Here is a 13,179-nt window from a genome sequence, read left to right as displayed (position 1 = left end):
ATATGAAAAAAATAATTACAGCCTTAACCTTCGTCGCAGCCATTTCAGTAATTAGCGGATGTAAAAAATACCTCGATTCGGATTATTTGTTTGATGAGCGAATGACCACTGAGGAAGTGTTTACCAATCCCGATTATGCCAACAGGTGGCTGGCACAAGCTTACTCCTTTATGGGAAGCAACTACATGCAGGATGTAAGCAGTAAAAAATATGTGCCCTTTAATTTTGCCGACGACATGTATTACGGCGATGAAAGTGATGGATACCGCCGGTGGAAAAACGGGCAGTACACTGAAAATGGTTTAAATGGCGAAAGCAGGGAAATTTGGAATACCGCCTATAAGGGCATTCGCCAGGCATCTATTTTCCTGAAGAACATCGATATCAATAAGAAATTTACCGCAAAAGAAATTGCCGACCTTAAAGGGCAGGCACGCTTTTTAAGGGCATATTTTTACTGGATATTGCTGCGTACCTATGGTCCTGTGCCAATTGTACCCGATGAAGGTATCGATTATACCAAAGAGTACGATGAAATTGCCCAGGCCCGCAACAGCTATGAAGAATGTGCGGTGTACCTGGCTAACGAGCTGGCAGAAGCAGCCAAAGGGCTTTCACTTCAGCAGGGCATACAACAAATTGCCCGCCCAACTCGTGGTGCCGCGCTGGCATTGCGTGCCAGGATTTTACTGTACGCCGCAAGCCCTTTAGCCAATGGCAAAGCACCTGCAGAGGTAGCTGCTGCACTGGTAACCAAAGATGGCAAAGCCTTACTTTCGCGCACTTACGATGAATCGAAGTGGGCGAGGGCGGCAGCTGCGGCAAAAGATGTGATGGATTTAGGCCAGTACCGTTTATATGTTGCCTTTAAAAAAACAAGCGGAGATGCCGCCTACCCGGCAACGGTTACTCCTCCGTTCGACAGCAACTTCTCTAACAGTGCATGGCCTGCCGGATGGAGTGATATCGATCCATACGAATCGTACCGCGCTTTGTTTAACGGAACCGTTCCGGCTTACCAAAACTCCGAACTGATTTTTACCCATGGACAAAATCAGGGTGGCGAGGGGATTAATGTACTGGTATTGCACCAGTTGCCCCGCCTCGAAGGTAAAGGCTATAATTCGCATGGTATGACCCAAAAACAGGTTGATGCCTATTACCTGAATGATGGTAACGACATACCGGGCATGAATAACATGTACGCCGGTAGGCAGGGCTACGAAGGCCGTTACAATACGGCAAGCCGTACAGGGGGCTATGTGAAACAGGAAGAACTAGCCAGTTATCCCGAATTAGGGCCGTTGGGTGTTGGTGTAAACAAGCAGTTTGCCCGTCGCGAACCACGTTTTTATGCTTCGGTTTCTTACAACGGTGCCACCTGGAACCTGTTGAATGCCGAAAGCGTTAGAGATGAAAAAAGCAATGTGCAGATCTTTTACTACCGTGGCGACCCTAATGGTTATAAAAATACCACCTACTGGCCACGTACTGGCGTTGGGATCAAAAAATATGTGCATCCCGATGATATCAGCAACGTGTCGGTTACCGCTTACGATCAAAGCCGGATGAAACCAAAGGTAGATCCGTCTATCCGTTACGCGGAAGTATTGCTCATCTATGCCGAAGCCTTAAACGAAATTAACGGTTCTTATAATATTGCTTCGTGGGATGGCAGTAAAACACATGCCATATCGCGTAATATTTCAGAAATGAAGAGAGGCATACAGCCCATACGCATTCGTGCAGGTTTGCCCGATTATACAGGCGATGTATATTCCGATCCGAATAAATTCCGCATTAAACTAAAAAGAGAGCGCCAGATTGAGCTGTTTGCCGAAGGCCAGCGTTATTTCGATTTACGCCGCTGGTTAGATGCGCCATCAGAAGAATCGGCCCCGGTTTATGGGTACAATGCCTATGCAACCAAATTACAGGCCGACCTTTTCCACGTACCGGTTGAAACGCCTTCGCTGCCTTCCATTTTTACACTTAAAATGTGGTTCTGGCCCATCCATTACGATGAGCTAAGACGCAACAAATACCTGACCCAAAATCCAGGCTGGACAAATCCTGAATAACTTATTTTAATCTGCAACAATGAAAAAGAGTATCTATATACTATTTTTAATGATAACAACAGCAATATGCTTTGTTTCATGTAACGATGAATGGAAGGAAGAACAATTCGTTCAAATGGCTTCATTCAAATCGACCCCAACTGCGCAGGGCGTAACCTGGTGTTACATCCGTTACAATGCCGAAGGGAAATTGCGTTTTAACCTGCCCATTATTATCAGTGGATCTACACCAAATGCTAAAAACCGCACCATTCATGTGGGTTTAGATCCCGATACGCTGGCTAAATTAAACCAGGAGCAATACGGGCATCGCCAGGAACTTTACTTCAGGCAGCTCGACAACAAGTATTACACCATGCCCCAAACGGTTGATGTGCCGGCAGGGGTAAGCACTATTACCTTACCCATCGATTTTAAACTGGGCGATCTCGATCAGGCCGATAAATGGGTATTGCCTTTGCAAATTTTAAACGATGCTTCGTACGATTATCAGGCGAACCCCAACAAATACTATAGGCGCACCATGTTGCGGATTACGCCTTTTAACGATTATTCGGGCGAATATGGAGGTACTTTGTATAAGATATTTCTGGATGGCGATACCGAACCTTTAACGTTAAATACCCACCGTACTTTTGTAGTTGATGATAAAACCATTTTCCTTTATGCCGGAATCAGGGATATCGACTACCTGGACCGCAAGAAGTATAAGGTATTTATCAAATTTACTAACGATAATATCGATATACAGAAGAAAAAATTAGAAGTCTGGAGCGATAACCCGGATAATAAGTTTAAGCTTGGTGCAGCACAGTCTTATTACACCAGAGATGAAGCCTGGGATGCTAAGCTGCCCTATTTAAAGCATGTTTATACTACGCTTTTCCTTTCGTACGAGTTTGAAGATTACACCACCATTCCCGGCCAAAGGCTGAAATATAAGGTAGAAGGAACTTTATCGATGCAACGCGATCTGAATACCCTGATCCCGGATGAAGATCAGCAGATTCAATGGTAAAATAAGTTTGGTTTAGTTTTGTATAAGGAAGGCTGTCCGTAATTTTCGGGCAGCCTGTTTTTGTTTAAGGAGTTTTGGACAGTGATTGGTACAGACACGAAGCAGGGCTATAGCATGTGTAGTTTGTCAGTCTGAGCCTGTCGAAGACCTTTTGTTGCTGAGGTAGGTTAGACCATGGTCCCGATATACCTCTCGTTCGTCCTGCTGATCCGATAGCTATCGGATTTGTTTCAGCATCTCTTTTTATTTAAAATGTTCCATTTGTTAGCCCAATCATCCCCCTGCCCCCTTCAAAAGGGGGACTGGATAAACGCAAGGGTAGGGCTTGGCTTGTTTCGGTGAGCAAAGTGAATGATTGTTTACTGAAGAAGAGACCCTGAAATAAATTCAGGGTGACGTAGCTTATTAAGTCCTTCATCTCGACCGGAGCATGGCGGAGCGGAGAGATCTTTAATCAGATAACATCATCCCCCTGCCCACTTCAAAGGGGGACTGGATAAACACAAGGGTAGGGTTTGGCTTGTTTCGGTGAGCGGAGTGAATGATTGTTTACTGAAGAAGAGACCCTGAAATAAATTCAGGGTGACGTATCTTATTAAGTCCGTCATCTCGACCGGAGCTTAGCGGAGTGGAGAGATCCTTAATCAGATAACATCATCTCCCTGCGTCCTTCAAAAGGGGGACTGGATAAACGCAAGGGTAGGGCTTGGCTTGTTTCGGTGAGCAGAGTGAATGATTGTTTACTGAAGAAGAGACCCTGAAATAAATTCAGGGTGACGTAGCTTATTAAGTCCGCCATCTCGACCGGAGCATGGCGGAGCGGAGAGATCTTTAATCAAATCATATCATACCCCTTCCCCCAATCATTTGGCTTACAAGCTCAATCATTTGACCTAAAAGCCTAAACATTTGACTTCTGAGCTCAATCATTTGACTTCAAAGCCTAAACATTTGACTTCTGAACTCAATCTTATGCCCCTAAACCTTAATCATTTAACCTTTAAGGGGCGCGGAAGGAGCTAGCTTGTTCGTCGGGGCAGAGTTGAAGACCAATTGTTAACCGCGCTGATTAGTTATTTCTGATTGCAAAACTGCTAAACGATCCCTTTTGAGCAGGCTTTCCCTTTACCACAATCCCGGCACGGTAACCCATGCCCCATGGTACGTATTTGGCTGCTAAAAATTCGGTGCGATGTAGACTAACCCAATCGGTACCTGCTTTTTTATAGAAAAATTCGATCTGTTTACCATCATCGCTAACCTGCATCTTAAGCTGTACAGGTCCTGTCAGGCTTTCTTTAGTCGTTTTAAGTACCGTATAGGTTCCCTCGAAATTATCAAAAACAACCAGGCCATCCTGAGTAGCAGTAATGCCAATTCCGCCAAGCTCACCCGGCCATTTGCTTTTAAAAATAGCACCGCCTAAGCAAATCCCTGTCTGTGCATCACCTGGATTTACCTTCGCTTCGATATTAAAGTTTACGGTTTTAATGTATTGACCCAAAAAGGTGCCCAAAGCATGGTTTTCATCCGAAGCTGCAAGGTTTAACCCTTTGTTCAAAGTCATTTCGGGCCTCGATGCCTTTGAAGGCCACTGCCAAACCAGGTTTAATTTGGTATCTTTTTCAAAATTGTTCGAAAAATCAAGATCAGCTTTAGGGCGATTGGGTACCGTTGCATTGTGCAATACCGGCCAGCCGTCGGTACCAATCTTTAGCTCTTCAATAACGCCCTCTCTGCCTACAAACACGTCATAACTTTTGTTAAAAGCATGATAAAGCATAAAAAGCCTGTCATCAGCAGTTTTTACCACGGTACCATGACCGGGGCAGTTCCATTTATCGGTACTTACCATGATCGGATTGTTGGCGTATTTCTCCCAAACCCCGCTGGCAAGGTCTTTGGTACGCGCTATTCCGGTTTTGTAATTGCATTTGGCATCGCAACAGCCCCCAACCGAGTACAGGCTGTAAATATATTCGCCGAGGCTAAAGAAACAGGCACCCTCAACCAATCCGGTTTCCCAGGCCTGGTTATTGGTAAAAACCTTGCTTTTTTGCCCAAGTAATTGGGTCCGGCTTTCGTTAATTTCCTGTTTCCATATCCAGCTTTCCTTGCCACAACCATTGCCGTCGTTCTTCCAGAAAGCATAAATTTTGCCTTCATGTTGCAGCTCAAAGGCATCAATCGCACCGCATTCATCTTCTATAATTACCGGTCCGTTATCGGTAAATTTACCGGTTTCAATCTTATCGGCATCAATCCAGGCAATGCCACATTGTAAGCCCGGATTGCCTTTGGTTGCCCTGTTGTGGGCGGTGTAATAGGCATAAATCCGTTTTTGTTTCGAATCGTAAACCAGTTCTGAAGCCCAGAAATTATTTTCGCCCCACTGGTTTTTCATATCCTTAAAACCTTCGGGAAAAACGTGGTTAACGAGTTTCCAGTTTTTGAGGTCGGTTGATTTGTAAATGGTAAAATAGGGCGCCCACTCGTTTGTGGTAGAGGTGGCATAATAGATATTATCAACCCTGATGATAGAAGGATCGGGATTATCACCCGGCAAAGCCGGATTAAGCAATTGGACAGGCGTATTAGCTGTGCTACCATTATCTACCCGTGTTTTTTTAATTCCGCAAGCCGCAATACTTAAGCCGATAAGCGGGTAAATAATACCTTTCCTAAAAGTACGGTTATGGAGAAATTTATTGGTTTCCTGCGTTTGAAGCTGCTTGGGTTGCTTTCTAAAAAAATTGGATAGCGAAAAATGAATCATGTATTTCCAGGTAAAAAAAGTTTATCTGCCTTTGTTTATTTTTCGAAAGTAATGAATTCTAAACACCACGAAAGCGTGACTAAAGCGCAGCACCCGTTTTTCATACATCCCTTTGAATGTTGATTAATGGAACCCGGTTTTTCTGCTTTTTGTTTGTAATGTTTTGTATTTTAGTATTTTATGATTGTTTGTTTTGAGCAGGACTATCTTTTGTGATTCAATTTTTTATCCGGATTTTCCTTTTTGAAGCCGTTTTTTAAACAGGTAATTGAGACGAATCGACAATAAGTTGAACATATTTTACAATGCGCATTGGCTTACTTTGACAATAGAAAACCAATTATAAACTTGTTGCCGGTGCAGACAGCCTATGCTGGCGGCCTTTAACAGCAGGATATGGATAAAGCTGAAATGATTAAACATTATTTACCGCATGTAAATTATCGTTTTCCTAACCACTCCATTTAAACACATATAAAATCACTATAAAATTAAAATTAATGAAAAACTACAGGTTAATTTACACGCTTCTCTTAGGCATTTTTGCAGTAAATATGGCTTATGGACAAAACACCTTAACCAAGGCCGAAAAAAAGGAAGGTTTCAAATTGCTTTGGAATGGTAAAGATGCAAGCGGCTGGCGTGCCATATTTAAAGAACAATTTCCGGCCAAAGGCTGGGAAATTAAAGATGGCATTTTAACCGTATTGCCTTCAAACGGAAAAGAGCAGGGATCGGGAGGTGATATTGTAACCACAGCTGAATATTCGGCTTTTATCTTGAAATTCGATTTCAAACTTAGCCCCGGAGCCAACAGTGGTGTAAAATATTTTGTAACCGAGCAAGAGAAAACCAATTTATCGGGCATCGGCCTGGAATTTCAGGTGCTGGATGATGAAAAACATCCGGATGCTAAACTGGGTAAAAACGGCAACCGCAAACTGGGTTCTTTATATGATCTGATTCCTTCAAACAAACCGGCTTCGGTAATTAAGTCTATTGGCGAATGGAACAGTGGTGAGGTTAGGGTTTATCCGAACAACCATGTAGAGCATTGGTTAAATGGTGTAAAAGTGGTTGAGTACGAGCGTGGATCGGCCGATTTTAAAGCCCTGGTAGCCGGTAGTAAATACAAAACATGGAAAAACTTTGGCGAAGCTCCAAAAGGTCACATCCTGATCCAGGATCACGGTAACCAGGTTTCGTACAAAAACATTAAAATTAAAACACTTCGTTAAGGCCATGGAAGAATCGAGAAGAGATTTTATCAAAAAGGCCGCCATTGCTGCTGCTGGTACCTATGTGGGTACTTTTGGCATGTCGGCAAAGAGTTATGCCAATATTATTGGTGCTAATGACAGGGTTAGGGTTGGGGTGGTTGGCTTTTCCGACCGTTTTAAAGATACCCTTTTCCCTTGCTTTTTAAATCACCATAAAGAACTGAATTTTGATATTGTGGCGCTTTCCGATTTATGGAATTACCGCCGCGATTTAGGAGCAGATTATATTAAAAACAAGATTGGTCATGACATTACCACCTGTAAAAATAACGACGAACTTTATGCCCTGAAAGATCTGGACGCTGTAATTATCAGTACGCCCGATTTTGCACACGCCCTACATGCTATCGAAGCCGTTAACCATAAAAAAGATGTGTACTGCGAAAAACCTTTTGCCGAAACCATGGATGATGCCAATGCGGCATTGAAAGCGGTAAGATCGTCGAAACAGATCCTGCAGATTGGCTCGCAGCGCCGTAGCGGACAAAATTATCAGGCCGCTGCTGATTTTATTAAGCAAGGCAAATTTGGCGATATTACGATGGTAGAGCTGAGCTGGAATGTAAACCAGCCGGGCCGATGGCGCAGGCCTGATTTGGTGGCCAAACTGAAAGAGCAGGATACAGACTGGAAGCGCTTTTTATTAAACTGCCCTTACGAAGCCTTTGATCCAAGAATTTACCTCGAATACAGGTTGTTCTGGCCTTATTCGTCAGGGATGCCGGGCCAATGGATGAGCCACCAGATTGATACCGTGCACTGGTTTACCGGCCTGTCGCATCCGCGTAGTGTTACCGCAAACGGCGGTATTTACCAGTGGAAAGATGGCAGGCGGAATTGGGATACCACAACTGCGGTGTTTGATTATGGCCCGCTTGATGATCTGACCAAAGGTTTCCAGGTGGTATTTACCTCGAGGATGCACAATGGCGATGAAAAACCAGCCGAGATTTACTATTCGAACGGTGGAGAGTTAAACCTGATTACCAATACCATTTCGCCACAAGGTGGTTTAACGGCGAGGGCTGCGGCTGCAATGAAAATGAAGCCTAACCTGCTGCCCGAAATTAAGCTGGCTGCACCATCGGCTGCGGCGGCATCGGCCAATACCGGGGCTGATGTGTTGAGTTCGAACCACATGCGCAACTGGCTGGAATGTATTCGCAGTAGAAAAGAACCTAATGCACCTGTTGAAGCAGGTTACCAACATTCTATTGCCAATATCATGACGAATGCTGCCGTGCGTACGGGAGAAAAAGCAACCTTCGATCCCAGCCGCAAAGCAGTGATGGTAGGAGGCAAAGTATTTAAATATTAAATTAAGCTCAATCAATCAAAGATGCCTGGATCATTTCCGGGCATTTTTGGTTTATAGGAACAATAATCGTCATTTCGACTGAAGCCGGCCGGTTTTTCACCGGTGGCGGAATGGAGAAATCTATCATTGACAACCTAATAGAAGAATCGTCATTGCGAGGAGGAACGACGAAGCAATCTTACAACGATCGCTATTTGAAATTGCAGTAATGCTTTTACCAACCCATCGTAGTAAGCTTACCTGCCTGCAGCCAAAGCATTAAGATTCCCGCCTGCGCGGGAATGACGGTTTCCGGTAAGGGGAAACTCTCCAGGCTTGGCCATGAAGGTTTGGTGAGGAAAGTTGATCTAAGTCCACTTTGAAGGTAAACCCTTTATGGTCGTCACCCTGATCCGATAGCTATCGGATTTATTTCAGGGTCTCTCTATTTTAGAGGTGCTGAAACACCCGTCCGACCGGCCGGGCGGAAGTTCAGCATGACGGTACAGGGAAATTCTATCGTAGAGATGCTGAAATAAATTCTGCATGACGGTAATTAGGATTCCCGCCTGCGCGGGAATGACGATTTCTGATAAGGAGGAAAATTAATTTATCCTTCTCCATCCTTACTCAGCGAATTCATATACTCCTGTGGCGATACTTTAAAATCCCTTTGGAAGTTTTTATTAAACAGGCTTTGCGAGCCATAACCAACCATTTTAGCGATTTCGAAGAAGCTGAATTCGTTTTGGGCAATTAACTTGGTGGCTTTTTTTAACCGGGTAACATCAATCAGCTCCTTTGGCGATAGCGCCGAAATGGCCTTAATTTTACGGTAAAGCGTAGGCCGGCTCATGTGCATGTGTTCGGCAAGCTGGTCGATATCCAGATAGGGATCCTGAATGTTTTTGCGTACGTACTCATCCAGCCTTTTCAGAAATGCTTCTTCGGTTTTAGAATTGGCCACTACACGTACATCTTCGAAAGGTGAGCTGGCAAAATGGGCTTTAATTTTTAACCGGTTTTGCAACAGGTTTGCCACCTGCAAACGTAGTAATTGCGGCGAAAACGGCTTCTTGATATATAAATCGGCACCTACTTCCAGGCCTTCAATATGGGCCTTATAGGTATTTTTAGCGGTAAGCAATATAATCGGGATGTGACAATATTCCACGTTTGATTTGATCAGCTGGCAGAGCTCAAAACCGTCAATGCCAGGCATCATGATATCCGAAATAATCAGGTCGATAATCTCCTTATCCAGAATTTCCTGCGCAACTTCTCCGTTAATGGCCAGATGTAATTTATAGGTGCCTGCAAAAACCTGTGTCAGAAACTCCAGGATATCTTCATTATCATCAATAATTAAAATACTGTCGGTCATATCTATTTTATCTTTTTCCAGCTACTCAGTTTAAATTCAAATTTTTGGTGGATGGGTAAAGTTAACTCGAAAACCACCTGGTTAACTTCGCTTTCTACTAATTTTAACGAACCATTGTGCAATTCGGATAAAGATTTGGCAAGCGAAAGTCCGATACCGGTACCCGGTTTATCCTTTCCGTATAACCTGAAAAAGGGTTCGAAAATCTGCGCATGGTATTGCGGCGGAATGCCCCGTCCATCATTGGTAAAGGTAATGGTAAAGTGCCCTTCTGTTTCGGCTGAAGTGTTTAAACGCACATTCACCTGACTGGTTCCGTATTTGATGGCATTCGAAATCAGGTTGTTGCAAATTTTAACCAAAGCTTCGCGGTCTGCAAAGGCAATTATCGGGGTTTTGGGTAGTGCTAAATCCAACCCGATATTTCTTTTCAGTGCTTCCTGTTTGAAAATTTCGATCTGCTCTTTTAACAGGCTGTTTATATTGGTGTTAACAAAGTTTAAACCAAACTGGTGCATTTCTGTTTTGCGGAAATCGAGCAGCTGGTTGGTTAGCTTAGCTAAACGGTTGGCATTTTTTTCGACCATCAGCAGGCTGCTTTTAAAGGGCTGCCCTTCGGCCTGGTCTATCATCATTTCAACAGGGCCCAAAATTAGCGTTAATGGGGTTTGTATTTCGTGCGCGATGTTGGTGAAAAATTCAATTTTAGCCTGATAAATCTCCTTCTCTTTTTCGTGCTCGAACAACTGTAATTTATTGAGGTTTTTACGCTCGATGTAACGGTGATAATAGCGGACAGCCAGAAAAAGTGCGGTTGCAATCATCAACAGATAGCAAACATAAGCGGTAATGCTTTTCCAGAAAGGCGGTTTGATCTTAATAAAAAGGCGACGCTCTTTACCAGCCCAGCTTTCTACATTACTTTTTGCCCGAACTAAAAAGGTGTAATTGCCGGGCGATAAATCGGTAAAATATGCTTTGCGGTTGTTGTTCAGGTAGGTGGTGGCCAGGTCTACACCTTTCATTACATATTCGTAACGGGTAACTTCCGGCGAGGAATAGTTCAGCGCCGCAAATTCGATACTGAAATTATTCTGATCGTGGGCAAGCACAATGGTATCTGTAAAGGAAATGGATTTGGTGAGCGGACTATTTTTGTCGTTCGGAAAAACTTCCTTGTTGTTGATCTGAAAACCGGTAATGAAGGTAGGGGGAGCGGTATCTTTCTGCTCAAAATCTTTGGGATTAAAAGAAATCATGCCCCTTACCGAGCCAAAATACATGCGCCCGGCCGGATCTTTATAGGCCGAACTGAAGTTAAACTGATCGGTAATTAAGCCGTTGGATTTGGTATAAACCTTAAACTTTTCAGTTTGCAAATCAAAACAGATTAAACCCTTCAGCGAGCTTATCCACAAATGTTTAGAGCTGTCTTCGAGTGCGCGGAAAAGGATATTGGTTGGTAAGCCTGTTTCGGTGGTAAACTTTTTCAATACTTTCCTGTCCGGACTTAACCTGATTAAACCGCCACCTTCGGTAGTAAACCACATGGCTTTGTTGCTGTCTTCCATAATCCCACACACCGGAAATTCGCGTACGGTACTGTTTTTAATTTTATCGCCGAAAGTAATGTTGCCTTGTTTGCCTGTTTTGGGGTGGTACCAAAATGCACCACGCGATACGCTACCGGTCCAGATATTACCAAAGCGATCTTCCCAGATATCGTAAACATAAGAGTTTACCGGAATCTGTTTAACCCGCTTAAATGTTTTTTGCTTTGGGTTAAAAGTAAAGAGCCCGGAGCCCATGTTGTAACCGGTGCCTACGTAAATGGTACTATCTTTAGCCAGGTGAATGGAAAGCACAAAATCGCTGGTTTGCTCATTTTCTTCGCCAATGGTTTTGAAACGATCCCTAACCGTTCCTTTGTTAATATCAACAATTTCCATTCCGTGCAAAAAGGGGCCTACAAACAACTGGTTGCCTAAAGCGAGCAGGCCGTGGATGTTGGGGTAGGATAAATTTCCGGATTTGCCATTGGCCGTATAATTGGTGAAAATCCCCGTTTTAGGATTAAACCTATTAACCCCGGCATCTTCGGTACCAATCCACAAATTGCCTTTGTTATCCGGACAAATTTCCCGTACGGCATTTCCTGAAATGGAATTGGTGCCTACCAGCGGAAAATATTTTTCGAACCTTGCGTTGTTTTTGGAGAAGTAACTCAATCCACCGAAATAAGTACCTGTCCACATGCCACCTTCATTATCCCTGCAAACGGTATAAACGGCATTATCGGGAATAGAATAAGGATCGCCGGCCCGTTTCCGCAGGTTTTGACTGGTGTTGGTTGCCAGATTATAAATGTAGATACCCGATTCGGTGGCAATCCAGTATTCCTGCTTTTCGCCGGCAGTAATGTCGCGCACATAAATATCGGTATTATCACTGTTTTTGAGGATCAGCGATTTGATCTCGCCCGTTTTTGGATCATAACTTTTTAAACCCTGTTTAAAGCAGCCAACCAATATGCGGTTATCCGCAATAGGAAAGACTTTGCTAATGGATCGCCGGTTTGCAGGTACACGCTGGTCGATTATACTTACCGTGGTTTTAGATTTAGCTTGCGGGTTGTAGGTAACCAGCTGCCCGTCATCATTGCCAATTATAATATTGCCGCGATCATCGAGCGCGATACAGGCAGCACTAATGTTCAGGTTTACCACCTGGTTATCCTGCTGCGTATATTTGTGAAGCTCTCTGTTGGCTAAAAAAAACAGATTGTTTTGCCGGTCGACTAAAATGGAGTTGATGTATTTTTGCAGCGTAGACTCAAGGGGAGTAAATACTTCCTTATGCGGATCATATTTAAAAACACCACGACCGGTACCCACCCACAACATGCTTTTTTTATCTTCGGCCAGACTTACAATAATGTTGTTGCCAATATTGCCAAATTTACTTTTTTCATTTTTGAAGGTTTTAAACGTATAGCCATCAAAGCGGTTCAAACCACCTCTGGTGCCTACCCAAATCATCCCTTTTTTATCCTGCAGAATGGTATTAACCGAGTTGTGGGCTAAGCCATCATCGGCCTGGTATTGTTTAAAGTAATAGGATTGCCCTTCGCAGGTAGAAACTGCAAAAAAAGAAACCAATAAACAAACAGATAAAAGAAACCGCATAGTAAAGTCAATATCAAATATAGAGATAAATCGAAACGTTAAACCGACCCTGTTTTGAGCTGGCTCTAAGTGTTTGCGAGGTGTTGGTGTTTAGTTGTTGATTGTCAGTGTATTAATTTGTTTTTGGCTTTTTAAAAACGCATGATTTGAGACATATC

Annotated in this window: 7 protein-coding genes; 4 read left to right on the top strand and 3 right to left on the bottom strand. The window is 43.5% G+C overall.

Annotated features, from left to right (window positions below; translation table 11 throughout):
• Positions 1-2: 2 nt before the first annotated feature.
• The gene (locus HWV58_RS12955) at positions 3-2,081 is read left to right on the top strand and encodes a RagB/SusD family nutrient uptake outer membrane protein (RefSeq protein WP_175634508.1); all 2,079 of its coding nucleotides are present in this window, start codon (positions 3-5) and stop codon (positions 2,079-2,081) included.
• A 19-nt stretch (positions 2,082-2,100) separates the two neighbouring features.
• Entirely contained in the window at positions 2,101-3,099 is a 999-nt protein-coding gene (locus HWV58_RS12950; protein ID WP_175634507.1) for a DUF4973 domain-containing protein, read from the top strand.
• A gap of 1,069 nt (positions 3,100-4,168) precedes the next feature.
• On the opposite strand, the gene HWV58_RS12945 is transcribed toward HWV58_RS12950, so the two are convergent.
• Entirely contained in the window at positions 4,169-5,875 is a 1,707-nt protein-coding gene (locus tag HWV58_RS12945; protein ID WP_175634506.1) for a glycoside hydrolase family 43 protein, read from the bottom strand.
• Positions 5,876-6,375: 500 nt separating this feature from the next.
• On the opposite strand from HWV58_RS12945, the gene HWV58_RS12940 reads away from it, so the two are divergent.
• On the top strand, positions 6,376-7,113 hold the full coding sequence (locus HWV58_RS12940) for a 3-keto-disaccharide hydrolase (protein WP_175634505.1): 738 nt from the start codon (positions 6,376-6,378) through the stop codon (positions 7,111-7,113).
• A 4-nt stretch (positions 7,114-7,117) separates the two neighbouring features.
• Positions 7,118-8,473, top strand: coding sequence for a Gfo/Idh/MocA family protein (locus HWV58_RS12935; protein WP_175634504.1), 1,356 nt, complete (start codon positions 7,118-7,120; stop codon positions 8,471-8,473).
• Positions 8,474-9,062: 589 nt separating this feature from the next.
• On the opposite strand, the gene HWV58_RS12930 is transcribed toward HWV58_RS12935, so the two are convergent.
• Together HWV58_RS12930 and HWV58_RS12925 are read right to left on the bottom strand one after the other, a co-directional pair.
• Entirely contained in the window at positions 9,063-9,836 is a 774-nt protein-coding gene (locus HWV58_RS12930; protein ID WP_175634503.1) for a response regulator transcription factor, read from the bottom strand.
• Between the two features lie 2 nt (positions 9,837-9,838).
• Positions 9,839-13,021 (bottom strand): ligand-binding sensor domain-containing protein, encoded by a 3,183-nt coding sequence (locus tag HWV58_RS12925; RefSeq protein ID WP_175634502.1) that lies wholly within the window; start codon positions 13,019-13,021, stop codon positions 9,839-9,841.
• Positions 13,022-13,179: the final 158 nt, after the last annotated feature.

The sequence above is a fragment of the Pedobacter ghigonis genome (genome assembly GCF_903166585.1).
Taxonomy (GTDB): Bacteria; Bacteroidota; Bacteroidia; order Sphingobacteriales; family Sphingobacteriaceae; genus Pedobacter; species Pedobacter ghigonis.
Note: the sequence above shows the minus strand (reverse complement) of the source record. Positions and strands in the feature narration are given on the sequence as shown.